This window comes from Rufibacter sediminis (assembly GCF_014269285.1).
In the GTDB taxonomy this organism is placed as follows: domain Bacteria; phylum Bacteroidota; class Bacteroidia; order Cytophagales; family Hymenobacteraceae; genus Nibribacter; species Nibribacter sediminis.
The window spans coordinates 109,113-133,676 of the sequence record NZ_JACOAF010000042.1; the positions used below are offsets into that span (position 1 = coordinate 109,113).

Here is a 24,564-nt window from a genome sequence, read left to right on the forward strand (position 1 = left end):
AATGTTCTATAATTTTCTGCCTTTGTTTATCCGCTGCTTTTGATGCTGAATTGGTCCCTGAGAAGTGAGTATTGATGGATGTAAACCACAGCAAGATTGTGGTGGCTGATGTGTTATTAACTCATCTGTAAAAGACAACCACAAGGGATTGCCCCTACACCTGTATCGCTAATCTATCGCTGGCGCGAGCGTCCCGCTCGTGTCCGCACGCATAGCTGATCTTCTAGTGCTATAGCTAAATCTTCGTGCAAATAGCATATGATCTTGGCTTACACATGAGAATTTTTAATGCACTACTACAACCTATAATTGCTCAGGAATGCGTGCGGACACAAGCGGGACGCTCGCGCCAGCGGAATCTGTTATGCCGTTTTAAAATCCTTATATGCCGCAAGTTTGAGCGAAGCGGTAACTTGTGGCTGGGGTTGATGCCAGTTTGTAACTGGCATGGGCCTATACCTGATTTAGAAGAATGGCAATTACAAACTGCCTGATATGTCTACTCCAAGTTATCGCTGCGCTCAAACTTGAAGTAGGAAGTGTTTCAGGCCTGTTTACATGAAAACAGGCCTGAAACACTTATGCTTGATACACTACTATACTTTCGGGTTGCAACTTCACCTCTGCTCCACCAGTGGCGGTTTCTTCGGCGGCTTGCGGGCCGTTCCATTCGGGGGCGGCAGAATCCAGGAGTAGCTTCCAGGTCTTGTCACCGGTGGGGAGGGCCATGGCTTGTGCCGTAGCGGAGAAGTTCATGAGGCAGAGAATCTGCTGGTCTCCGTGCCAGCGGCGGAGGGTAAGGGTTTTCTTCGCCTCGTCACAGGAGACTTCCAGGGTTTTGCGGTCCAGGTGCTTGAGGGCTGGTTGTTCGCGGCGCAGACGCAGGAGGGTCTGGTAAAACCGGAACATGGTCTGGTGTTGGCCCTGGGTCACTAAGTCCCATTGCAGTTTAGAGTTCTGGAAAGTCTCTTCGGCCATGGGGTCCGGCGCTTCGCCCTGGGCGTGGAAGGCAGCGAACTCAGCCGTGCGGCCTTTGCGCACGGCTTCGGCCAAATCGGGATCGGTGTGGCTCACGAAGTACTGAAAGCGGTTGGGTTCGGCGTACTCCTCTCCCATCCACAGCATAGGCAGGTACGGGCTGAAGATGACGCTGGCAGCCGCCAGCTTCTGCATTTCAAAGCTCACCAGTTCGCCCAGGCGCTCGCCCAACATGCGGTTTCCTACCTGGTCGTGGTTTTGGGTGAAGACAATGAACTGCTGGCCCGGGTTGTTTTCGGCTTTGATGCCGAAGGTTTTGTTCCGGTGCGGCGAGAATTGGCCGTCATAGACATAGGCATCTTCGTAGGCTTTGGCCAGGTGCGCGATGCCGCTGAAGTCTGAGTAATAGCCGGTGCTCTCGCCGGTCATGGTGACGCGCAGGGCGTGGTGGAACTCGTCCACCCACTGGGCATCCATCCCGAAGCCTTGCTCCTCGAGTGGGTTGATGAAGCGGGTGTCGTTGAGGTCCAGTTCCACAATCATGTAGTGCTGGCGGCCCGTGGCTTCCATAAGCTCGTTCACGTGCTGCTTCATCTCGCGCAGGATGTGCACCGGGCTGAAGTCTTTAATGGCGTGCACGGCATCCATGCGCACCGCGTCTATGTGGAAGTCCCGGAACCACATCAGGAGGTTCTCAGTAAAGTAGCGGCGCACGCCGTCACACCAGGCATCGTCAAAGTTGAGGGCCGGGCCCCAGGGCGTGTTGTATTTGTCGGTGAAGTAGTGGCCGTAGACACCCAGGTAATTGCCTTCGGGGCCGAGGTGGTTGTAGACCACGTCCAGCACCACGGCCAGGCCTTTCTGGTGACAGGTATTCACCAGATGCTGCAAGGCTTTGGGTCCGCCATAAGAATCCTGCACCGCGAAGGGGAACACGCCGTCGTAGCCCCAGTTGCGGTCGCCGGGGAACTGCGCCACGGGCATAATCTCAATGGCGTTTACTCCTAGTTCTTTGAGGTAGTCCAGCTTTTCTTCCAACCCGGCAAAGGTGCCGTCTGGGGTGAAGGTTCCGGTGTGCAGTTCGTACAACACATAGTCTTCCAGCGGAAGGTTGTTCCAAGTATCATCGGTCCAGTTGAAGGTCAGAACATCCAGCGCCTGGGAAGGCCCGTGCACGCTTTGGGGCTGTGAGATGGACGCCGGATCCGGGTAATCCTGGTCTTCGTCAATGCGGTATTTATAGGTGTCGCCGGGGGCGAGTTGGTCGGTGGTTTCGTGCCAGTAGCCGAACTCGCCTTTGCGCAGCGGGATGATGGTGTTGCCGTCATTCAGGCAGAGCTCCACATGCTGGGCCTTGGGGGCCCAGACCAGCACCTCGGCTTGGCCGGATGTGCTAAAGGAAACTCCCAGCGTTCTTTTGGTCACGTCTATATTATTCATTTGAGCTATGAAAAATAGGGTTCTTCAACACTAACACGGAGCGGCCTTCCACATGGAAAGCTTCGCCTGCTTTGTAGGTAACGGGTTCTTCCGGCTCCACCACATCCCGGAAGGTGTCTACCACCACGGTCCATTCTTTGCCATATTTCTCATTTGGCGCGTGAAACACCAGGGAGTCATGGTAGGCATTGAAGATCACGTAGAACGAATCATCCAACACCACTTCACCTTTGGGCCCGCGGGAATGCACGCCACGGCCGTTCAGGTAAACGCCCAGCGATTTGGCGTGGTCCTGTTCCCAGTGTTCGTAGGTCATTTCCTCGCCGTTGGGCAGAATCCAGGCGATGTCTTCCACGCCGTGGCCCTTAATCTGCCGTCCCTGGAACCAGCGTCTGCGGCGGAACACCGGGTGGTTCTTCCGGAAATGGATCAGTTTTTTGGTGAACGACATCAAGCTGGCATCGGCGGTTTCCCAGTTGAGCCAGGAGATTTCATTGTCCTGGCAATAGGCGTTGTTGTTCCCGTGCTGGGTGCGGCTCATCTCGTCGCCGGCTACCAGCATGGGCACGCCCTGCGACAAGAACAAGGTGGTGAGGAAATTCCGCTTCTGGCGGTTTCTCAGGTCAATCACCCACTGGTCATCGGTGGGGCCTTCTACCCCGCAGTTCCAGGAGCGGTTGTGGTCATCGCCGTCTTTGCTGTCTTCGCCGTTGGCTTCGTTGTGTTTCTCGTTGTAAGATACCAGGTCATGCAGCGTGAACCCGTCGTGCGCCGTGATGAAGTTGATACTGGCCGTGGGCCTACGGTAATCATCATAGTAAAGGTCAGAGGAACCGGTGAAGCGGTTGGCGAACTCGGCCAGCATGCTTTCCTCGCCGCGCCAGAAATCGCGCATGCAGTCGCGGTATTTTCCGTTCCACTCCGTCCAGCCCGGCGGGAAATTGCCCACCTGATAACCACCCTCGCCCACATCCCAGGGCTCCGCGATGAGTTTCACCTGCGAGATCACCGGGTCCTGGTGGATGATGTCAAAGAAGGAACTCAGCCGATCTACGGCATGCAGCTCGCGGGCCAGCGCCGAGGCCAGATCAAAGCGGAAGCCGTCCACGTGCATCTCCAGAATCCAGTACCGGAGACTGTCCATGATGAGGCGGAGCACGCTGGGCAGGTTGGCGTTCAGGGTATTCCCGGTGCCGGTGTAGTCCATGTAGTACCGCTTGTCCTCGTCCACCAGCCGGTAATACGAGGCATTGTCGATGCCCTTGAAGGACAGCGTGGGCCCTTTTTCGTTGCCTTCGCCGGTGTGGTTGTACACCACATCCAGAATCACCTCAATGCCTGCCTTGTGTAGGGTCTTCACCATGTTCTTGAACTCGGTGACCTGCTGGCCCAGCACGCCGCTGCTGGAGTAGCGCACATCGGGCGCGAAGAAACCGATGGTGTTATAGCCCCAGTAGTTGGTGAGGCCTTTGTCCTGCAAGTACCAATCGGTCACGAAATGGTGCACGGGCAGCAGTTCAATGGCCGTGATGCCCAGATCCTGCAGGTACTTGATGGTGGCCGGATGGGCGATGCCCGCGTACGTTCCCCGGATTTCCTCTGGGATATCGGGGTGCGTTTGGGTGAAGCCTTTCACGTGGGCCTCGTAGATGATGGATTTGTGGTACGGCAGGTTCGGCGATTGGTCGTCTTCCCAGTCGAAGTTGGAATCAATCACCACCGATTTGGGAATGTACGGGGCGCTGTCCAGATCACTGTAACTGAGGTCCTCGTCTTCGTGCCCGAACTTGTACCCGAACAGTGACTCGTGCCAGTTGATGGTACCGGCGATGGCTTTGGCGTAAGGATCGATCAATACTTTGTTGGGGTTGAACCGAAATCCCTCTTCGGGCTCATAGGCGCCGTAGACGCGGTAGCCGTACAGTTGCCCCGGCTGGAGGTCTGGCACGTAGGTGTGCCATACTTCGTAGGAACGCTCCTCCATTTTAACGCGGGCCGACTCCGTTTCAGACTCCGGGGAATCAAACAGGCAGAGTTCTACTCCAATGGCGTTGTGGGCATATAAGGCGAAATTCACTCCGTTTCCGTCCCAGGTGGCTCCCAAAGGGAAAGGTTTACCCGGATAGGTGATCATGTTCATAGGTATGTGTCGTGAGGTACAGGTGTAGGCAAGCGGCTTACGTTTATTTTTCCTAGCGTACCGTCTACGGATATTCCTGAATTAAGTCTAGCCCGATTTTGGCCTACTTTTGTAATGCGTACAAGTTCAGATATTTATACGGAGAGGCTGCCCTGTTTCCGATTTGATTCCTTTGCATAACGAGCCAGAGACACAAAAAAGCAAGTGTTCCGCCCGAATTCCTTCCGATGAATTTACCCGGCCAAAGCGTTTCTACGCCGTTTTTTGAAAAGAACAGTTAAACTGAGTTAGGTACTGCCGCGCTACTAATTTGGATAGCGTGTCTTACATGACCCGAAGCTTGCGTCAGAAGATGAATAAAAGCAGGTGAATACTAACCGGTAAAAGCTACTCCTGTTTTAAGGGTAGTTTGAAGAAAACAGGCCTAAAACGTATCTCACTCAAGAGCTTAACCGAACGCACAAGAAACAGGGAAGCCGCCGCAAGTTTCCCTGCGGCGGCTTTATGGCTGTTTTCCAGAAAAGAGCCTTAAAAGATAAATTTAGTGCTGAGGAAGTTGGACTGCCCTTCTGACACAATCTGGTTCAGGAGTTGCTTGTTGTTCTCGTTGAACTTAGCCGCCACCAGCGAACGGATGGAGAAGGAACGCAGGGCATCTACCACCGAGAGCGTCCCCTCGGCGCTGTCTTTGCGACCGGTGAACGGGAACACGTCCGGGCCGCGCTGGCACTGGCAGTTGATGTTTACGCGGCTCACCTGGTTCACCAGCGGGTCAATCAACGAGGCTACCTCGGCCGCATCCTGGCTGAAGATACTCACCTGCTGGCCGTGGGTGGAGTCAATGATGTACTGAATGGGCTCCTCCAGATCATCGTAGGCCACCATCGGCACCAGCGGCCCGAACTGCTCCTCGCGGTACAGTTTCATCTTGTCATTGACCGGGTACAGAATAGCGGGGTACACAAAAGATTCCAGCGCGGTTCCGCCGCCCGGGTTCACCACCTTCGCGCCGTGCGCCAAGGCATCGTCAATGCACTCTTTCAGGTAAGCGGGTTTGTGCGGCTCGGGCAACGGGGTCAGCGATACGCCTTTCTCCCAGGGCATGCCATACTTGAGTTTGCCCACGGCCTGCGTGAGGCGCTCCAGAAACTCATCTACCTTGCTCCGGTGCACGAAAATGATCTTGAGGGCGGTGCAACGCTGGCCGTTGAAGGACAAAGCTCCCAAAACGGTTTCCTCCACCGATAAAGGAAGGTCAGCGTGCTGCGTGATGATGGCGGCGTTTTTGGCGTCTAATCCTAAAATAGCCCGTAAACGGTTCACCTTGGGGTGTAGCTTCTTCAGCTCGTCGGCCACTTTGCTGGAGCCGATGAGGGTGAGCACGTTCACCTGCCCAGATTTCATCAAGGCGGGCACAATGGCCGCGCCCCGGCCGTAGACGGTGTTCACTACCCCCTCGGGGAAGCAGTCCCGGAAAGCTTCCAGCAGCGGGTAGAACAGCAGCGTGCCGTGCTTGGGTGGCTTGAACAGAATGGTGTTCCCCATGATGAGCGCGGGGATGAGCGTAGTAAAGGTCTCGTTTAAGGGGTAGTTGAAGGGCCCCATGCACAACACCACGCCCAAGGGCGAGCGCCGCACCTGCGCCACAATGCCCTGCTCTATTTCAAACCGGGAACCCTGCCGGTCCAGGTTCTTGAGCGCGTCAATGGTGGCGTACATGTACTCCACGGTGCGGTCGAATTCCTTCACCGAGTCGGTGTACGGTTTCCCGATCTCCCACATGATGAGTTTCACCACCAAGTCTTTCTGCGCGATCATCTTCTGGGTGAAACGCTCCACGCAACTGATGCGGCCGTCCACGCCCATGGTGGGCCAGGCGCCCCGACCGTTGTCATAGGCGGCCACGGCAGCGTCCAGCGCCTCCAGGGCCTCCTTCTCGGTACAAACCGGGTACGTGCCAATGAGCTTGCGGGCCAAGGTGCCGTCGGGCTGCTTGATGGCGATGGGTGAATATACTTCGTGCGATCCTCCGTCCCAAGCTTTCATGAAGCCATTGGAGAGATACTCCTTCTGGTGCACTTCTGCCGTGAGCGAAAACTCGGCCGGCACCTGCTCCTCGGTCACGAAAATCCCGCGAAGCGAATCCTGCGTAACAGGGGTAACGTTTTCTGCTACTTCCATATTAAAACTAACCTTTGAGTTGATTTTCTACTATGTCAAAGTCCAATCTTATGGATAAAACCAGCTACCTCAAAATTATTTTTTCACAATTGCAACACTTTTAATAAAACAGCTTATTTTTTATAATATTTTATTAAAAGAGACTAAAAATGAAAATAGTTAAACAGAATACAAGCTAACTGTTGTTTGTTTAATAATTTCACACCCACTCCTGCCGCTTCTCTTTCAGGTCTAAAAAGGAGCCCCTTGGCAAAATATAAGAGAATTTAATTGGAGCGTTGCGGGTGCTATCTCTATATTGAACACGATAATTTCAAGCACCAGAGGAGCGCATGAAACGAAGTGATTTCTGCTGATACTTACCTGAGCACCTGACCGGTTGCGGGCTGCGGACTGTCTATTAACTTAGGCAAGCTTACAAACGAGCGGGCGGCGGCAGGGTGATGTGAGAAAGAAGTATGTTGTGCATACCACTTTTCATTTATGGCTCTTTTGGCTAACTTCGCCGCGAGGCGAACAACCTTATTTAACACACACTTAAAGAAGTAATATGTCTGATTTTGCTGAACTAACTTTAGAGGGCAAATCGTACCAGCTGCCTATCATAACGGGTACTGAGAACGAGAAAGCCATTGATATTAATGCTTTACGCGCGCAATCTGGTTACATCACCTTGGACTCAGGGTACAAAAACACGGGTGCCACCGAGAGTAGCATCACGTTTTTGGACGGCGAGGAAGGAATACTTCGGTACAGAGGCTATCCTATTGAGCAGCTGGCAGAAAAATCTTCTTTCATTGAGGTAGCGTACCTGCTTATCTACGGCAAACTCCCTTCCCAGACAGAATTAGACACGTTCGCGAATCAGATCAAAATCCATACGCTAGTCAACGAAGACATGCGCAAGATTCTGGACGGCTTCCCGTCTGCGGCGCACCCCATGGGTATTCTCTCTGCGCTGGTTAGCTCCCTGACCGCCTTCTACCCAGAGTCTCTGAAGTCAAACCAGACCAAAGAAGAGGTGGATCTTTCCATCATCCGCCTCATGGCGAAACTGTCTACCATTGCCGCCTGGTCTTACAAGAACTCCATGGGGCATCCGGTGAACTACCCTAAAAACAAGCTGGACTACTGCTCTAACTTCCTGCACATGATGTTTGCGTACCCTACTGAGGAGTACGAAATCAATCCGGTGGTGGTAGATGCCCTGAACAAGCTGTTGATCCTGCACGCCGACCATGAGCAGAACTGCTCTACCTCTACCGTGCGTCTGGTAGGTTCTGCCCACGCCAGCCTGTACTCGTCCGTTTCTGCCGGTATCAGCGCCCTTTGGGGACCATTGCACGGCGGTGCGAACCAGGCCGTGATTGAGATGCTGGAAGCCATCAAAGCTGATGGTGGTGACTCTAAGAAGTACATTGAGAAAGCGAAAGACAAGAACGATCCGTTCCGTCTGATGGGCTTCGGGCACCGCGTGTACAAGAACTTTGACCCACGCGCCACCATCATCAAGAAAACCGCCGATGAGGTATTGACTGCCCTGGGCATCAACGACCCGATCCTGAACATCGCCATGGAACTGGAGCAAGCGGCCTTGACCGATCCTTACTTTGTGGAGCGCAAACTGTACCCGAACGTAGACTTCTACTCCGGCATTATCTACCGCGCCATCGGTATCCCGACGGAGATGTTCACGGTGATGTTCGCCCTGGGTCGTCTGCCCGGCTGGATAGCCCAGTGGAAAGAAATGCGCGAAGCGAAAGAGCCAATCGGCCGTCCGCGTCAGGTATACACCGGTGCCACGGTGCGAGACTATACCTCTATCAACGAGCGCTAGGACTCATCCATATGCTATAAAAAGAGAAGGTCAGGCAATTCGCCTGACCTTCTCTTTTTATAGCAGTTTCCGTTATGAAGCTCTTTTTTCAAAATAAGCCCTAAAACACTTCCGGCTTTAGATTATTCTCCTTGGCTGAAGAGGCTATAAGCTATTGGTTGGGGATAGTTTGTCAGCGGGAATAGGCGTTTGGGAGAGGGCTTTGCCTCGATGAAAGGAAATAGAACCCCGATACGCACCCGTGGTATCATAATACTGCCAGTCGCCGTGCCACTTGTACATCAAGGTATTGTTCTCCTCAAAGAGAAAAGCCAGCCCCTTGTGCGACACCTTGCCGTTGGGATGGTAAAAGGTAGTTTTGATGCGTTTGTTGTGGGGCTCGTACTTCTCCAGGCGCTCCAGGTTACCGTGTTCTGAATAGGTTTTCCAGGTGCCCCGCTCCTGTCCTTTCTTAAACCGCCCGGCGTACATGAGTTGCTCCGGTTTGAGTTCGTAGAAAGCCCGCCATTTTCCTTGCCGCTCCCCTTTCTTGTTCACCTGGTTCCACTTCCAGGGCCAGACCACGGCTTGGCTGGACATGGGCAGCAGCAGACCCGCACAAACGGCTGTTATAAGTAATGTCTTTTTAGGAGTTCGCACCAGAAAGTTGTTAAGTGACTAGTACTCCAATATATAGAACCTGTTTCGTAAAGTCAAAAAGGAAAGCTTCTACCGTGCACGTGTTTTCAGCAGCAAGCAGAAAGAATGCGAGTAGGGCTTGTTGGTGAGAACACCAACAAGGGCAGCTGACACAAAGGAGACAAGGCAACTGAATAGCAAAAAGAGCGGCTTTTCTGTCTTTACAATAAGCTGCCTAGATCGTCTATGTGTTGGCGCAAGTTTCTGCTTACGCCGCTGTTTTTGACTTGCTTTTGCAAAAACGTGCCTAAAAGGGAACAGATCAACTTTAAAGCGGCACAAGCTGGCGCAAGCGTCGGGTTGAAACAAGAACGAAACAGCTTCCTGATAGAAACAGCTTCCTTATATTATAATAGAAGCGACTTTACTTCGGAATACTGATCTTACTTGATCTTCTTATTGCTGCTGCTGAGCACCGGCGTGTCTGTGGTTGGGTTTCCCTTGACAAATGTTTTGATGCCCAGGGGCTGACCTTGCTCGTCAAAGTACTCCCAGTCTCCTTCCCAGAAGAAATGCACGGCCCCGTTCTCGGCATCGCGCAGGTAGGCCATGCCTCTGTGTGACACTTTGCCGTTGGGGTGATAGTACACCGTTTCGTAGCTTCTCTGCCGACGTTTGATTTTCTCTTTGAAGTAGAGCTTGCCGTCTGCGGTGTAGGTTTTCCAGGCGCCTACTTCCTTGCCGTGCCGGTACCTTCCCTGGTAATGCACCACTTTCTCGTCTGCGTCATGGAAGGTGCGCCAGCGGCCGGTTTTCTGTTCTTTCTTGTCATAGCGGTTCCAGGTCCAGGGCCAGGCGAAGAGCGGCTGGCTCAGCACCAGCATTCCCGCTATAAGCCAGCAGGTCAGCCAGGTTTTCTTGTATGCCGAAGCGAAGGTAGGTGCCTTTTGCATGGGAGTTGGCAGGTTAGAAGTGACGTTCTTTTGAAACTGGAAATGTGAAAATTAAATCGGGTTGATTTCAATTTTGAAACGAAATTATTACCATCTTAGGTATCAGGGAGACACCTCTTTGTTGAACAATTCTTCTACCCTCAAACCAGTTTCTTGTGCAAACAACTTCCAAACCCCGTAAACGTGCAGCCAAGCCGAAAGATGAGGCGCAAAAACTGAAAAAAGCCTTTGTGCTGGACACCTCCGTGATTCTCTATGACCATAGTGCGGTGGAGCACTTCGGGGAGCACGATGTGGCTATTCCTATCACCGTCCTGGAGGAACTGGACAACTTCAAGAAAGGCAATGACATCAAAAACTTCGAGGCGCGGGAGTTCATCCGGTACATAGACCAACTGTCTTCCCAGCACATGCTCCAGACCTGGATTCCGCTGGAAGGCACCAACAAAGGCCGGTTCAAGGTGCTCATGGGCAACGGCACGCCTCTGGACGCCGAGAAGATCTTCAACGAAGACAAAGCCGATCACAAGATCCTGAACTCCGCGCTGGCCCTGCAACAGGAAATGCCCGACCACCGGGTTACCCTGGTGACCAAAGACATCAACCTCCGGTTGAAGGCCAGGGCCCTGAATCTATCGGCGGAGGATTATGAAACCGGTAAGATCCAGAACGTCACCAACCTCTACCGCGGGAATGACCTGGTGGAAGACATTCCTCATTCGGTGATTTCCAAGCTGTACGAAGAAGGCGAATGCCCCGTAGAGGAAGCGCTGCCTAACCCGCCCCTGGACAACCATTACTTTATCCTGCGGAGTTCTAAGTCTTCTGCCTTAGCGTATTACAACCCGCAGGACCGTATCTTGGAGCGGGTAGACAAACCCCATGCGGTGGGCATCAAACCCCGCAACGCGGAGCAGACCTTCGCCCTACACGCCATTCTGCACCCCGACATTAAGCTGGTTTCTATCCAGGGCGTGGCCGGTACGGGAAAGACGTTGCTGGCTTTGGCGGGAGCCCTGGAGCAGCGCGAGGTTTACCGCCAGATTTACCTGGCCCGCCCTATCATTCCGTTAAGCAACCGCGATCTGGGTTTCCTGCCCGGCGATGTCAACTCTAAGATTGGGCCGTACATGGAGCCACTCTGGGACAACCTCAAATTTATCCAGAACCAGTTCCCGGAGCACAGCAAGGAAAGCAACCGCATCAAGGAGATGGTGGACGATGACCGTCTGGTGATCACGCCGCTGGCGTACATCCGGGGGCGGAGTTTGTCTAACATCATCTTTATTGTGGACGAAGCCCAGAACCTGACGCCGCACGAAATCAAAACCATTATCTCCCGGGCCGGTGAGAACACCAAGATTATCTTCACCGGAGACATCTACCAGATTGATACGCCCTACCTGGACAGTCAAAGCAACGGCCTCTCCTACCTCATTGACAAAGTCAAAAACCATCCGCTGTACGCCCACGTCACCCTGCAACGCGGCGAGCGCTCTGAACTGGCGAACCTGGCGAACCAGCTTCTTTGATGGTTGGTTGTTGATTGCTGATTGTTTGTTCTCTGCGTGAAACGCATTCATACTAAGAATCCCTTTCGGGGCTGTTTTCTGAAAAACAGCCCCGAAAGGGATTCTTAACTTTCGCTAGTTAAAGGACGCTAATCGAAAAAACAATCAGCAATTAACAATCAACAATTAAAGCTTTACCAAGTACCGCTCCTTTAGAATGTTGAGGTGGTGGCGTTCATGGCCGGCGATGATGAAGGCCAGGGCGGCGACCGAAACCGGACTGCCGTTCGCGTTTCCGATTTTGGGAAGGGCAACTTCGGGTAGTGTGGAGAAAAGGGAGATGGTGGCTTCCCGCACAATCTGGTGCTCGGCCAAAAGTCCGGCTAGGGTTCGGTCCTGAAAGAAGGCTTGGGCTACGTACTCGTTTTCATCGAAGCCGGGCAGCGGGTTCTGCTCGCCGCGGGCTACGCAAAGTGCCCGGTACGTCATGATCCGCTCGGTGTCATTCATGTGCCCCAGCAGTTGTTTTATGGACCATTTTGCGGGTTCATAGGCAAAATCAGCTTCGCTTTCACTTACCCGGCCCAGTAACTGCACTACTTCCTGCCGTTGCTTTTGCAGAAGTTCCAGAACATCCGTTTGCTCAGGGATGGCCTCAATGTACTTCTCGTAATAGGTGTGGTACTCGCCGGGCTGTGGTTTCGGAATCATGCGCTTGTCCAGAATGAATAGACAAACAAGAACGTAAGACCTGGGCGTAATTACAAATGCCGCTTCTTTCTGAGAGCCCTTAGTTCTGTTGCTCTTCCTCTGCGGTGGAGAACAGACCACTGTTTTTGCGCTCCTGGAAGAACTTTTCTTTCTTTTTCTGAATGGCCAGCCGCAAAGGTTCTTGTTTGTCCAGGTAAGCCTTCAGTTTAGGAGTGGGCAGAAAGGTAATCAGTTGGGTAGCGGTTTCCCCGTCTTTGATGTCCACCTTCAGGATGTCGCAGCGCAGGGCCTTCAACTCCCGCAGAATGGCGTCAAATTTACTTTTGGAGTTGAGCTTGAGGGAATACTTTTCCTCTTCCTGGTTTCCGTACCGCACATAGGCCCCCGCCAGGAAAGAGTATTTCTCCAGGTCTTCGGGAAAGGCTTTGGGTTTGAGCACGCCCCGGTAGATTTTGTAGTTGTTTTCGTCAACCTCATCTTTCCATTTGAACGAGTAAGCCTCATTCATATGCTCCACCAGTTTCTTAGACTGAATCCTTTTGAACTCGCGGCAGTAAAAGCAGTCTTTCTTTTCCCAGGTGCTAACCGAAGCGATGACTTTATCATACGTCCGTTTATTCTCTTCTTTGATCAGAGAGTCAACATAGGTGACCAAGTTGTTTTCGGTGCTATGGAATTTATCTACCAGCGTACTTTCCTGGGGATGATCTTTCACCCAGGCCCGGCCCTTGGAGTCATCAACCAAGCCCAGTACAAACGGCACTACTTTGGGGGTTTGGGCCGAAGCTTGTAAGTAAGAACCACAAAAGAGGAAGAGGAAAACTAGCTTTTTCATATAAAGGAACCTGAACAGGTTAGTGGAAGATCAATGCTATAATAGGTGACATGGCAACTCAACCATGAAGAGGAAGCTGTTCTTTCTTTAACAGATTAGCGCATGCGGCAATGGTACTATTTCCGTTCCTTTAGCCTATACCAAAAACGTACCCTTGCTGTAAGTCCTCTCCTCACTTCTTCTGAAATGCAGGTTTGGCAGCTTTTCTTCTTAACATAACTAATTAACATATAGCCATTAGCAACTTAAAATAATATGCTACGCTTGAAGTCTGCACGTCACGGCACCAATATATAGCTTTACTATATTAAATAAAATTAATAAGGACGATTCTTGGTTGCTTTTAGAAAATAGGCCCTAAAACGGAGGTTCATATCCAGATGAAGGAAAGCCGCGTATAAGTGCCAATACTTTATGACCTAATTCTTGATTAATATGACTTCACTCGCAGATAAAGGATTGAGAATCTCCAAGAACGCATTTTTCAACTTCATGATCTCCAAAGCATCGGGTATTATGAAAAAGCCGGTGAAGGTGGGCTTGCTGCTCACCACGGCCTATGAGAAACTGACGAATTCCAACAGCTCAGAAAGCGGCTTTAGCCAGATCAAGGAAATTGGCCTGCGTCTGGTAAGGCTGGTAAAGGCCTACTACAAAGGCACCTACCGCGACATAGATACCAAAACACTTTTACTAGGTGTGGCCGTGTTGCTGTACGTTGCCACGCCCCTAGACCTGGTACCCGACTTTATTCCAATCATTGGCTTCGCCGATGACTTGAGTTTGATGGCCTGGTTTATCACTGCTTTCCAGGAGGAGATGCAGAAGTTTCAGGTATGGGAACAAGGCTCCGTAGCGGTTGGGCATTCATAACAGGAAACCAGTACTTAGTAAAAAATCGATGTTCCCGTTTAGGGGCTGTTTTATGAAAACAGCCCCTAAACGGGAACATCGATTTTAGAGCCTTTATAACTTGTTTTAAGTCATCAGAAATGCAGCTTAGAAAGTGCACATCAAGATAACCTACGCTGCTTTCCAAGAGACTTGCTTGTAGAACGCTACTATTCTTTCTTGTCTGTTTTCTTGCCGCGCACGGTCTGTTCAATGGTGTCCCACATCTCGTGCGGCACCTGGTCCAGGTAATTGAACTCACCGCCGCCGTACAGCCACTCGCCGCCGTCAATGGTGACTACTTCGCCGTTCACGTAAGCCGAATAATCTGAGATGAGGTAAGCCGCCAGGTTGGCAAGTTCCTGGTGCTCTCCGTAGCGTTTTACTGGAATCCGGTTCAAGGGGTCCAGTTTCTTGGACAGGGCCTCGGGGAACAACCGGCTCCAGGCTCCCTCCGTGGGGAAAGGCCCCGGCGCAATGGCATTGGACCGGATTCCGTACTTGGCCCATTCGGCGGCCAGGGAGCGGGTCATGGCCAGCACCCCGGCTTTGGCCGTAGCCGAGGGAACCACGTACCCCGAGCCCGTCCAGGCATAGGTTGTGACGATGTTCAGAATGGTGCCAGGCTGCTGCAACTCAATCCAATGTTTACCTAAAGTAAGCGTACAGTTGTAGCTTCCTTTCAGGACGATATCCACGATGACGTCAAAAGCCTTGGGTGATAGCCGCTCCGTGGGGCTGATGAAGTTTCCGGCCGCATTGTTCAGCAGCCCATGCACCGCGCCAAATCTCTCCAGAGTTGCCTTCAGCATGGCTTCCACTTCCAACGGCTTGCGCACGTCACAGGCTACGGCCAACACCTGACCGCCCGTCTGCTCGGCCATTTCATGGGCTGTTTTCTCCAGAACCTCCATTTTGCGGCTGGTGATCACCAGATTGGCCCCCAACTGCAGGAAATAAATTCCCATGGATTTACCCAGTCCGGTTCCGCCTCCCGTGATGATGATCGTTTTGCCTGTCAGCGCCCCGTCGCGCAGCATTGGTTCGGTGTATCTTGCCATAGTTTTATTGTATCAGCAGGTAAGATATATAGTTCTGCTCTGTTTTAGAATTGCCCAGATAAATAATATCTTTATGGTTAGTGTCAACTACCCGTTTTTGGTGCCTTCCCCTCCCGGAAATACTCACGAATAGGTATTTCATTTCATTCACCCTTTTATTAAACTGAGCTGTCAAAGCTTCTGCATTACGTGCCTTCTGCCGAGTATGAAAAAGTTATACTTTCTTTTTTTCTGGTTCAGTCTGGCAGCACTCCCTCTCCTGGGCCGTTCGCCGGTGGTGCTCATGCAGCAACTCAACCGGGCTACGTCTCCGCAAAAGAAGGTGGAACTCCTCAACCTCATCAGTGAATACTACCGGGAAGTTGAACCGAAGCAAGCTGTGCTCTATGGACAGCAGGCCGCGGAGCTGGCGCAGCAGCTGAAGAACCGGGAGCAACTGAGCGCGGCGTACAACAACATCAGCATTGGGCATTATTGGCTGAACAACCTCATCCAGGCATCGGAGTTCACCTACAAGGCCATGAAAATCAGGGAGGCCTTGCATGACTCCGTGGGTCTTGCGTCCAGCTACAATGCCTTAGGCAGCATTCACCTGGAGCAGCACAACTATGACCTTTCCTTGTCCTTTTTTCAGAAAGCCCTGGACCTGGGCCGCCGGATGAAGCGGCCCCGCACCATCAGTGCTTCCCTCAACAACATCGGGTCAACGTATGAGCTTCTGGATCAGCCGGAGAAAGCACTGGGCTATTACTTGCAGGTTAAGGAAATTGATGCCAAAGCAGGCGATCAATATGACAAGGCCTTGAGCGATTTGAACCTGGGCAACATCTATTTCAAGCTGGGCAATAAAAAAGAGGCGCTCTCGCATTTATACAATTCTCTGGCGCTCAGCGAGGAGATTCGCAATGAGGTAAACAAAATGTACATCTACCGGTCTTTGGCGCAGATCCATTTATCGGATAAAGAATATCAAAAGGCTGCCGAAACGGCCCAGAAAAGCCTGGATATCTCCCTGAAGATTTCCTCTCCTGAGGGAGTGAAGGAAGCTTCCAAGCTGCTGAATGAAGCCTACCTGGCCCAGAAAAACTATCCGGCGGCGCACCGCTACCTTACGCTGCACACCGCCTACAAAGACAGTCTCCAGAACCGGCAACGGAACGAAGCCGAAGCCGAAATGCACGCTAAATACGAGTTGGAGCGAAAAGAAGACGAGAACCATCGGCTGCGGGTAGAACAGGAATTACAGGCCGAGAATTTAACCCAGAAAAGCTATATCCAGTATGCCACCGGTATTTTACTGCTCCTGTCGCTGGCTTTGGCGTACGTTTTCTTCAAAGGTCGCCGCAGGGCCAAACGAGCGAACGAGCAGCTTTATGAGTTTAACCTGCTCATTCTGGAGAAAAACCAGGACATCCAGCAGCAGAAAGAAGAACTGGAAAAACTGAACCACCAGAAAGACCTTCTGTTCTCCATCATTGCCCATGACCTCAGAAGTCCTCTCATCTCCCTGCAATCGCTGTTGCAGTTGCTGTCCATGGGGAAATTACCGCAGGAGAAGCTGGACCGCTTTATGAAGGAGCTGGATATGCAGCAGCAAAACACCATCGGTTTATTGGACAATTTGCTGGTTTGGGCTAAAATCCAGATGAAAGGCTTCAGCCTGGAGCCGGAGCCTTTGGCTTTACGTGAACTGGTGGAGCAGAACCTTCAGCTTCTCTTACCCCAGGCCGATAAAAAGGGTATCCTCCTCCTGAACAATGTACCGGATGAACTCTGCGCCCTGGTGGACGAGGAAACCTTGAAACTGGTGTTCCGGAATCTCCTTTCCAATTCCATCAAGTTTTGCACAGAAGGCGATACGGTGGAGGTGATGGCCGAGCACTTGAACGAGTACCAGTTGATTGTCACCGTCAAAGATTGCGGCATGGGCATCAGTGACGAAAACCAGCAGAAGCTTTTCGGGCCGAACAACTTCAAGGAGAAAGGCACCGCCAACGAGAAAGGGAACGGCCTGGGGCTGATGCTCTGCAAGGAGTTCATCGAGAAAAACGGGGGCGAAATCTGGGTGGAAAGCGAGTTAGGCAACGGCTCCCTATTCCATTTTACCGTTCCGTCTATCCTGGCCCTGGAGTCTTCCGATACCTTATCTCCTTCTCCGCAGGAAGAATCATGGATCTAGTTTTAGCCTCTTTTGAGGAAAATGGTCCCGAAGCAGCTTGTGGGCGGCAATAATACCGCTCAGGCAAACGCCGGGAATTCCCTGCCCTGGGTACACGGTATCACCGCAGACGTACGCTCCAAGCCCATCTAACCGCGCATCTTTCATCTGCCAGGGCTTGATGCGCTGGTACTGCGGGTAACCACCCACCTGGCCCCACTCGCGGCCGGTCCACTCAATCCAGGCTCCGGGGGTGGCAGCCTGCACAAATTTCACCTGGTCTGGGGCAAAGAACCCCTGCCCTGCCAGAAACCCGATCACCCATTGCTCCAGCTCTTTCTTCTGGTGCACCCAATTGGCCTGCGGATGGTGCACATGCGTACTCACCGAGGCCACGCACATCCCCTCCGGTGCTCGTCTCTGATCCTCAGGGTGGCTTAAGCTTACAAAAATACTCTGGCTGTGGAGGTACGGCACTCCGCCGGGCACGTGCAGTTGGTGGTGTAACACAGGCGGCGTACCGGCACTTCGCTCAAAGACAATGCCCCACGTTACCGCCCCATTGATATCCTCCGCCGGTAATACGTACCGCTGCAGGCGCTGCCGTACCCGATCACTTTGGAAGAGCGAGACCAGGTTGTTCAACGGCAAACCACTGATTACGAACGTCGCCTCCACGGGGCCTTTATCGGTGTCAATGCGGTAGCCTCCGGGAGTTAATGGTGTAATCTGTTTCACTAACCGCCGGTACAGCATTTGCCCGCCGTGTTGCTCCAGATAGCTGACCACCTGTTCCCCCAATTGCCGCACCCCGCCGGGCACGTAGTAATTGCCGTACAAGGTGTAACACAAGGCCGTCGCGCCAAACAGCACATTGACTTCGGGGTGGAAATTCTGGGCGGTAATCAGCAACTGCTGATCCACAAAGGCTACAAACCGCGGGTTCTCCAGCAATCCGTACCGTCGAAGCAGGTCGCGCATGTTCTGAAAAGCGAGTGGTAGCAGTGACACCTGTTCCCAGCGTACTTCTTTGAGAGCCTGCCCTAGATCGGACCACGAACTGAACGGGAAGCTCAACTGACGCAGCGAAGTTCGCCACACTTTCTGGCTGATGCGGTAGCAGGTTTCCCAGAACGCCCGTTGCCCCGGTGCCCCAAACACCCGCTCCGCTTCCCGTATCCATTCCTCCAGATTTCCATACCGTGTGATGAGGTTGCCATCTGTTAGACGTACCTGCATGGGCGTCTCCAAGCGCTGAACCGGAAACGGCATGCCCAACTGGTCCTGAAGATACCGCAGCGGCATGTGGTCGTCTAACCCTACTACTGTGGTGGCGCCGGTTTCAAACCAGTAGCCTTTGCGTTTATAGGACGAGGCGCAGCCTCCCGGGTAGTTGTTTTGCTCCAGAACCGCTACCTGCAAACCAGCTTTCGCCAGCAGCGCCGCGGCTGTCAATCCGCCAAACCCCGATCCGATCACCGCCACCTGTACCTGTTGTGCTTCCATTGTACTGCATGAACCAAATCCAGCCGGTTTTGTTGCGGCGCTGCTGCTTTCGTGCGTTCTTTGCCGTATGCGAAAGAAGACAATCAGCGTACTTGGCTGCGGCTGGCTGGGGCTGCCTCTGGCCCAGGAATTGGTGCAGCTGGGCTATCAAGTGAAAGGCTCCACCACCACGCCCGCCAAAATGGACGTTCTCCGGGAAAAAGGCATTGAACCGTTTCTGCTGTCTTTTCCTGAAAACAGCCCCAAAACGGATTTGGTTGATTTCTTAGCTTCTGAGGTGTTGGTGTTCAATCTTCCGCCCTCCAGATCCTCCAGCGAGGCAGCTTCTTATGAGCAGATGCTTCAATCGGTACTGGAAGCACTTCCCCCTTCCCTGACGAGCCTTCTGTTTATCTCCTCCACCTCGGTTTACCCCGATGTCAACCGTGAGGTAACCGAATCAGACGCCCTGGCCCGCCCGGATGCCGCCTCGCTGATGCTGCGGTGCGAGTACCTCATCCAGCAAGCACGACCTCAGGCCACAGTGGTTCGGTTTGGGGGGCTGATGGGTGGTACCCGCCACCCGGGCAAGTTTCTGGCCGGGAAGAAAGAGGTGCCGCAACCCGATGCGCCCGTGAACATGATTCACCTCTCGGATTGCGTGGGCATTTTGGTGTCTATCTTAGAACTGGAGAAATGGGGAGTAACTTTCAACGCCTGCGCCCCCCAGCATCCGTCCAGAAAAGAATTCTATACGCGTGCGGCTGAGCAATTAGGGCTGGAGCCACCCGTTTTTGCTGCACAGGGAACGTTGAACTACAAACGCATTAGCCCTGCTCTGCTGAGCGAAGAGTTGCATTATACCTTTCGGTACCCAGATCCGCTGGCTTGCCTTTCCTCCCCTGATTTTTAGAGATCGGGTAAAACGACATTCGCCGGCGGCACCTGTTTTTTGCCTATTTTTGTAAAAGAAAGACGAAAACAGATGCAAGAGACAGTGGTTATTATTGGAGGAGGCGCGGCAGGTTTCTTCGGGGCGATTACCTGTGCCGAAACCAACCCCTCGCTGCGGGTGATTTTGCTGGAGAAGACCACCAAACTGCTCTCAAAGGTGAAAGTTTCCGGCGGAGGTCGCTGCAACGTGACGCATGCCTGTTTTCAGACTTCTGCATTTTCCCAGAATTATCCGCGCGGGCAGAAAGCCCTGAAAAAGCTGCTCCCGTATTTCAGTGCCGAAGACACCGTCGCGTGGTTTGCGAAACGCGGTGTGCCTCTCAAAACCGAGTCCGACGGGCGGATGTTTCCGCAATCCAACACCTCTGACACCATCGTGGACTGCCTGCTGCAGGCGGCCCGGAAAGCGGGTGTGGAGATCAGAACCGGAACTGGCGTCACGCAAGTAGAAGTGCACCCGGACAAATCTCCTGTTGAACGGTTCAGTCTGCACCTCAGCTCGGGAGAGCGCCTTACCGCCGCCAAACTGTTGGTGGCCACGGGAGGCAACCCGAAGCTGGAGCATTACCAGTGGCTGCAGCAGCTGGGGCATACCATAGAAGCTCCGGTTCCTTCCTTATTCACCCTGAATGTGCCGTCCTCCCCGTTCAAAGACCTGCAAGGCGTCTCCGTACCGAAGGCGAAAGTCAAGCTGACCGGCCAGAAACTGGAAACCGAGGGTCCGTTGCTCATCACCCATTGGGGGCTCAGCGGTCCGGCCGTGCTGCGGTTTTCTGCCTGGGGTGCCAAAGTGATGCACGGCCTGGCGTATACCGGAACGGCCCTCGTGAATTGGGTCCCCGATCTGTCAGAAGACCAGGTGCGCCACCAGATTCTACAAACCCGACTGTCCTCTCCCCGCAAAACCGTCTTCACCAACGCGCTTTTCCAGCTGCCCACCCGTTTGTGGCAACGCCTCTGCGAATTAGCAGAAGTCCCCGAAGCCGTCAAGTGGTCTGAGCTGGCGGGCAAGGCCCAGAACAAATTGATAGAGCTTCTCCTGCGCACCCCTTTTGAGGTGAAAGGCAAAACTACGTTCAAAGAAGAATTCGTTACGTGCGGCGGCATCAAATTAGAAGAGCTGCATCTGGAACGCATGGAAAGCCGACTGGTGCCGGGGCTCTTCTTCGCCGGTGAAGTCGTGGACATTGATGGGATAACCGGTGGGTTTAACTTCCAGGCGGCTTGGACGGGGGGGTATTTGGCGGGGAAAGCGTTGGCTTCTTAAATTCTTCTTGCTACAAAATTGGGGGAAATATTTCCTTGTACACGCAATCTACTGATGCACGCGGAGTGTCGCTATTGGCGAGGATGCATGCCGTTTGCTTTCGCCGGAGGAGAACTGTTTATACCTTGAGAATGCAGTCCGTTTATGCTGGCGGAAGACCGCTGTTCTGTAGGTGCATTCGCTGTTTTGTTACATAGTTTCCCTCCGTGCGCTCACGGCCGCGAGGCCCCGCCTTCCGGCCTCGCGCTGTTGTTTTAGCCTTGGCCAGCAGGCCTGCCGCATACGCGGCACCAGGTCTAAAACAAAGGCGCTCAACCGGAAGGCTGGTTTTGGCAATACGTCAATAGGAACGCCTCAGACCTCACAGGTTTTGAAAACCTGTGAGGTCTTCTTTGCAATTCCCTCTTTGTAGGGCTAAGACCGATGTTTATCGTAGCAGATTATGGCGTTAGGTTTGAGGTATTTCGCAATGTAGAGACAAGGCATGCCTTGTCTCTGTTTCTCCCAGCAAATACCGGTGATTACCTGCAAAGGGCACCCACATCAGGCACCCCTACATTTTACTGCCTTACAATAATCAGCAAACCTTTCAGCCTTAAGATAATCTACCAACCTGCTTACCGTTGTTGGTGTTCTCACCAACAACCACCTACACCTCCCCCACTTCATTAGCACCGCACATAACCAGCATCTACACCTGATTCCGGGCCATTTTCCTAAAAAAGGCCTAAAACGGTTGTGGTAGGTACCAAAAAAAATCGCGGTCTCTTTTGGACCGCGATTTTTTTAAAACAGATACTAAACCCATTATTAACTTTTAAGCTCTGTCCCTCATTTAAACGGGAGGTTTGTAGCCAAGGTTACAGTATTTGAAAATTTATTTTAGAAATCTCTTCTTTTTCTTTCCCGGAAGCCGCCGCCGCCGCTGGTACCACGGTCACGATCTCCGCCACCGAAGCTTCTACCGCCCCGGTCGCCACCGCCGTAGCTTCTTCCACCGCGGTCACCACCACGGTCTCTGTCGCCACCGCCGTAAGAACGGCCACCACGGTCGCCGCCACGGTCTCCACCGTAACCGCCTCTGCTGCCACCCCGGTCACCGCCGCGATCTCTGTCGCCGCCGCCACCGCGGTTGAAAGGTCCGTCGTAGAATTTCTTTCTAGGGCGATCTTCCAGTTCCTGCAGCTCACGGCCACCTTCGGCGGGGTCCATATTTTTCTTCTCAGCTTTCTGGAATTTCACGGTCATGCCGTTGATCTCCGTCACCGCCAGACGCTCCAAAATCTCAGCAGTATATTCAGAAGGAACCTCGATGAAGCTGAACCGGTCGTACAGGTCAATGTCTCCTACTTTGCCACCTGGGATGCTGGTGCTGTCCGTGAGGATCTCAACCAAATCTTTCGGGTGCAGACGGTCTTTCTTGCCCAAAGTCACGAACAAACGATCGAAGCCCGGCTTAGGACCACCTTTGGCTTCACCCGCTTCGGCGCTTTTCTCTTTGGCTTTCGTGTCTTTCATCACCAGTTTCAACAAAGCGGCTGCAATGTCCATGGTGGTGAAATCCTGGTCTACCAGACGCTCAATTTTAAGCACGTGCTTGGCCAAGCCGCCTTTCTGAATAACTTCTTTCACCTGATCCAGTACCAACGTGGTACGAACTTCGGCTACGTCTTCGTAGGTTGGTACGTTCTGACGGATGATTTTCGCTTTGGTGAAACGCTCTATGTCGCGCAGTTTGTACAGATCGCGGCCCGCTACAAACGAGAAGGCTTTCCCTGATTTACCGGCGCGGCCTGTACGACCAATACGGTGTACGTAGTTTTCATCGTCCTGCGGCAGGTCATAGTTGATCACGGCCTCCACGTTGTCCACGTCAATACCACGGGCAGCCACGTCGGTGGCAACCAAAATTTCCAAGGTACCGGCTTTGAACTTGTTCATCACGTTGGTCCGCTGGTTCTGGTTCAGGTCCCCGTGCAAACCATCGGCGAAATAGCCGCGGGCCTGGAGGTTGCTCACCAGTTCGTCCACCATGCGCTTGGTGTTACAGAAGATGATCACCACCTTGAAATTGTACATGTCAATGAGGCGAGTGGTCACTTCCATCTTGCCGCCGCTGCGTACTTCAAAGTAGATCTGCTCAATGTTGGTCACGGTGAGCTGCTGCTGGGTTACCTTCACAATCTCAGGATTGGTCTGGTACTTGCGCGTCAGTTCCATGATGGGCTTGCTCATGGTCGCCGAGAAGAATACCGTCTGGCGGTCTTCGGGCATTTTGGTGAGAACAAACTCAATGTCTTCTCTGAAACCCATGTCCAACATTTCGTCGGCCTCATCCAGGATGATGGTTTTGGTGGTTTCCAGACGGAGGGTTCCTCTTTCAATGTGGTCCATCACGCGGCCGGGGGTCCCGATCACGATCTGTACGCCTTGCTTGAGGGCGCGTAACTGGCGCTCATAGGGCTGACCACCATAAATAGGCACTACGCTGATGCCTTTTTTGTATTTAACGAGTTTCTGAATCTCTTCGGATACCTGGATTGCCAACTCACGGGTTGGGCAAAGGATTAACGCCTGCACCTCGCGGTTGTTGGGGTCAATACCTTCAATAGTAGGGATCGCGAAAGCGGCAGTCTTGCCGGTACCGGTTTGGGCTTGTCCGATAACGTCGCGGCCTTCCAGTAAAATTGGAATAGCAGCGGTCTGAATAGGGGAAGCCTCTTCGTAGCCTAAGTCCACGATAGCGCGCTGGATTTCTTCCGACAACGGAAGCTCCTGGAATTTAATTCTTTCCATTAATTTTTGATAGTGTGATTAAAGACAATACACCTGCCCTAGGGTATTCGTCATTTATCAAGATTTCGTTGCGGGAATCCGCACAGAGGTTTGCTTGAGAAGTGCCTTAATGCCAAAAAAATGAGACCAACGAAGTCTCGGCGTGTATTGTGGTGCAAAGATAGGTAAAATAATAGTAACTTCCTAATATAGAAAAGAAACCGGGCGGAAAGATATCGCAGCTGCCTTTTAAAAGCAACAACCCGAAAATTCGTTTTGGGGCTCTTTCCCGAAAAAGAGCCCAAAACGGAAAACCTATCTGCGTTGGAGATAAGACGCATAGATGGTGGTATAAACCATTTCACCTTTGTGGTTAGGGCTAGGGAGTGTTTCCCTAAAAATCAGCTCGTTTTGGGATACCACCTCTATATCCCAATGGGAAACACTTCCCAAAAACATAAAGGTTAAGGTGGTCTGCCCGTTTTTCTCTGACAAGGTGTAGCTATAGTTCCTCGCATCTGGAGGAGTACCGAGGGTCAGGGTTTGCCCATCAAGGACATACCGCATTGTTCCATCCGTTTCTACTTCGGAAATCAGCTCTCCAGTTTCATTTAGATCTTTCCGGACAGCTTTCACCTCATTCCAACTTCCTTTGATCAACTCGGCCACGGCGGGTTGAGCCTCCTCTTCCTCCTTACAACCGGTTATCGCCAGAAAGACAAAGGAGAGCAGCCATAGATAGGTAAACTTTTTCATGCAGTTTTTAAGC

The 24,564-nt window shown here is 52.6% G+C and carries 17 protein-coding genes; 6 read left to right on the top strand and 11 right to left on the bottom strand.

Translation table 11 applies throughout. From position 1 onward, the window contains the following. Nucleotides 1–579: 579 nt before the first annotated feature. The 3 genes from treZ to H7U12_RS18250 all read right to left on the bottom strand — a co-directional run bounded on the left by treZ (nt 580) and on the right by H7U12_RS18250 (nt 6,739). Entirely contained in the window at nt 580–2,418 is a 1,839-nt protein-coding gene (gene treZ / locus H7U12_RS18240; protein ID WP_186640738.1) for a malto-oligosyltrehalose trehalohydrolase, read from the bottom strand. Beyond that, nucleotides 2,411–4,558 (bottom strand): glycogen debranching protein GlgX, encoded by a 2,148-nt coding sequence (glgX, locus tag H7U12_RS18245; protein WP_186640740.1) that lies wholly within the window; start codon nt 4,556–4,558, stop codon nt 2,411–2,413. The genes treZ and glgX overlap by 8 nt, the downstream gene beginning before the upstream one ends. 528 nt (nt 4,559–5,086) lie before the next feature. After that, nucleotides 5,087–6,739 (bottom strand): NADP-dependent glyceraldehyde-3-phosphate dehydrogenase, encoded by a 1,653-nt coding sequence (locus H7U12_RS18250; RefSeq protein ID WP_186640742.1) that lies wholly within the window; start codon nt 6,737–6,739, stop codon nt 5,087–5,089. A 550-nt stretch (nt 6,740–7,289) separates the two neighbouring features. Here H7U12_RS18250 and H7U12_RS18255 point away from each other — a divergent pair. Then, a complete protein-coding gene (locus H7U12_RS18255; protein WP_186640752.1) occupies nt 7,290–8,576 on the top strand; it encodes a citrate synthase in 1,287 nt (428 codons plus the stop codon). 144 nt (nt 8,577–8,720) lie between these two features. Here H7U12_RS18255 and H7U12_RS18260 read toward each other — a convergent pair whose 3' ends face one another. Both H7U12_RS18260 and H7U12_RS18265 read right to left on the bottom strand, forming a co-directional pair. Beyond that, nucleotides 8,721–9,215: a toxin-antitoxin system YwqK family antitoxin gene (locus H7U12_RS18260; RefSeq protein WP_186640754.1), complete on the bottom strand. Its 495-nt coding sequence runs from the start codon at nt 9,213–9,215 to the stop codon at nt 8,721–8,723. A 422-nt stretch (nt 9,216–9,637) separates the two neighbouring features. Continuing rightward, nucleotides 9,638–10,147, bottom strand: a complete 510-nt coding sequence (locus H7U12_RS18265; RefSeq protein WP_186640756.1) for a toxin-antitoxin system YwqK family antitoxin — start codon at nt 10,145–10,147, stop codon at nt 9,638–9,640. Between the two features lie 155 nt (nt 10,148–10,302). Here H7U12_RS18265 and H7U12_RS18270 point away from each other — a divergent pair, with 155 nt between their 5' ends. Continuing rightward, on the top strand, nt 10,303–11,679 hold the full coding sequence (locus tag H7U12_RS18270) for a PhoH family protein (protein WP_186640758.1): 1,377 nt from the start codon (nt 10,303–10,305) through the stop codon (nt 11,677–11,679). Nucleotides 11,680–11,844: 165 nt separating this feature from the next. On the opposite strand, the gene H7U12_RS18275 is transcribed toward H7U12_RS18270, so the two are convergent. Continuing rightward, nucleotides 11,845–12,369, bottom strand: coding sequence for a DinB family protein (locus H7U12_RS18275; protein WP_186640760.1), 525 nt, complete (start codon nt 12,367–12,369; stop codon nt 11,845–11,847). Between the two features lie 79 nt (nt 12,370–12,448). Next, complete coding sequence (locus H7U12_RS18280; protein WP_186640762.1) at nt 12,449–13,204, bottom strand: hypothetical protein; 756 nt, start codon at nt 13,202–13,204, stop codon at nt 12,449–12,451. A gap of 435 nt (nt 13,205–13,639) precedes the next feature. Between H7U12_RS18280 and H7U12_RS18285 the strand changes: the two genes are divergently transcribed. Next, nucleotides 13,640–14,077: a YkvA family protein gene (locus H7U12_RS18285; RefSeq protein WP_241749511.1), complete on the top strand. Its 438-nt coding sequence runs from the start codon at nt 13,640–13,642 to the stop codon at nt 14,075–14,077. 188 nt (nt 14,078–14,265) lie between these two features. Here H7U12_RS18285 and H7U12_RS18290 read toward each other — a convergent pair whose 3' ends face one another. Further along, a complete protein-coding gene (locus H7U12_RS18290; protein WP_241749513.1) occupies nt 14,266–15,156 on the bottom strand; it encodes an SDR family oxidoreductase in 891 nt (296 codons plus the stop codon). Between the two features lie 205 nt (nt 15,157–15,361). Between H7U12_RS18290 and H7U12_RS18295 the strand changes: the two genes are divergently transcribed. Further along, nucleotides 15,362–17,335 (top strand): tetratricopeptide repeat-containing sensor histidine kinase, encoded by a 1,974-nt coding sequence (locus H7U12_RS18295; RefSeq protein WP_186640766.1) that lies wholly within the window; start codon nt 15,362–15,364, stop codon nt 17,333–17,335. Here H7U12_RS18295 and H7U12_RS18300 read toward each other — a convergent pair. After that, nucleotides 17,324–18,820, bottom strand: coding sequence for a phytoene desaturase family protein (locus H7U12_RS18300; protein ID WP_186640768.1), 1,497 nt, complete (start codon nt 18,818–18,820; stop codon nt 17,324–17,326). The genes H7U12_RS18295 and H7U12_RS18300 overlap by 12 nt on opposite strands. A gap of 67 nt (nt 18,821–18,887) precedes the next feature. Here H7U12_RS18300 and H7U12_RS18305 point away from each other — a divergent pair, with 67 nt between their 5' ends. Next, complete coding sequence (locus H7U12_RS18305) at nt 18,888–19,712, top strand: SDR family oxidoreductase (protein ID WP_186640770.1); 825 nt, start codon at nt 18,888–18,890, stop codon at nt 19,710–19,712. 72 nt (nt 19,713–19,784) lie between these two features. Beyond that, nucleotides 19,785–21,020 (top strand): BaiN/RdsA family NAD(P)/FAD-dependent oxidoreductase, encoded by a 1,236-nt coding sequence (locus H7U12_RS18310; protein WP_186640773.1) that lies wholly within the window; start codon nt 19,785–19,787, stop codon nt 21,018–21,020. Between the two features lie 882 nt (nt 21,021–21,902). On the opposite strand, the gene H7U12_RS18315 is transcribed toward H7U12_RS18310, so the two are convergent. Further along, nucleotides 21,903–23,816, bottom strand: coding sequence for a DEAD/DEAH box helicase (locus tag H7U12_RS18315; protein ID WP_186640775.1), 1,914 nt, complete (start codon nt 23,814–23,816; stop codon nt 21,903–21,905). 294 nt (nt 23,817–24,110) lie between these two features. After that, entirely contained in the window at nt 24,111–24,551 is a 441-nt protein-coding gene (locus H7U12_RS18320; RefSeq protein WP_186640777.1) for a hypothetical protein, read from the bottom strand. Nucleotides 24,552–24,564 lie beyond the last annotated feature (13 nt).

Bases quoted from the DNA above. Each gene is read 5' to 3' on its own strand.
- H7U12_RS18310 (WP_186640773.1), top strand. From the start codon at position 19,785: ATGCAAGAGACAGTGGTTATTATTGGAGGAGGCGCGGCAGGTTTCTTC.
- H7U12_RS18265 (WP_186640756.1), bottom strand. From the start codon at position 10,147: ATGCAAAAGGCACCTACCTTCGCTTCGGCATACAAGAAAACCTGGCTG.
- treZ (WP_186640738.1), bottom strand. From the start codon at position 2,418: ATGAATAATATAGACGTGACCAAAAGAACGCTGGGAGTTTCCTTTAGC.
- H7U12_RS18250 (WP_186640742.1), bottom strand. From the start codon at position 6,739: ATGGAAGTAGCAGAAAACGTTACCCCTGTTACGCAGGATTCGCTTCGC.
- H7U12_RS18280 (WP_186640762.1), bottom strand. From the start codon at position 13,204: ATGAAAAAGCTAGTTTTCCTCTTCCTCTTTTGTGGTTCTTACTTACAA.
- H7U12_RS18285 (WP_241749511.1), top strand. From the start codon at position 13,640: ATGACTTCACTCGCAGATAAAGGATTGAGAATCTCCAAGAACGCATTT.
- H7U12_RS18255 (WP_186640752.1), top strand. From the start codon at position 7,290: ATGTCTGATTTTGCTGAACTAACTTTAGAGGGCAAATCGTACCAGCTG.
- H7U12_RS18275 (WP_186640760.1), bottom strand. From the start codon at position 12,369: ATGATTCCGAAACCACAGCCCGGCGAGTACCACACCTATTACGAGAAG.
- H7U12_RS18315 (WP_186640775.1), bottom strand. From the start codon at position 23,816: ATGGAAAGAATTAAATTCCAGGAGCTTCCGTTGTCGGAAGAAATCCAG.
- H7U12_RS18290 (WP_241749513.1), bottom strand. From the start codon at position 15,156: ATGGCAAGATACACCGAACCAATGCTGCGCGACGGGGCGCTGACAGGC.
- H7U12_RS18320 (WP_186640777.1), bottom strand. From the start codon at position 24,551: ATGAAAAAGTTTACCTATCTATGGCTGCTCTCCTTTGTCTTTCTGGCG.
- H7U12_RS18305 (WP_186640770.1), top strand. From the start codon at position 18,888: ATGCGAAAGAAGACAATCAGCGTACTTGGCTGCGGCTGGCTGGGGCTG.
- H7U12_RS18300 (WP_186640768.1), bottom strand. From the start codon at position 18,820: ATGGAAGCACAACAGGTACAGGTGGCGGTGATCGGATCGGGGTTTGGC.
- H7U12_RS18295 (WP_186640766.1), top strand. From the start codon at position 15,362: ATGAAAAAGTTATACTTTCTTTTTTTCTGGTTCAGTCTGGCAGCACTC.
- glgX (WP_186640740.1), bottom strand. From the start codon at position 4,558: ATGAACATGATCACCTATCCGGGTAAACCTTTCCCTTTGGGAGCCACC.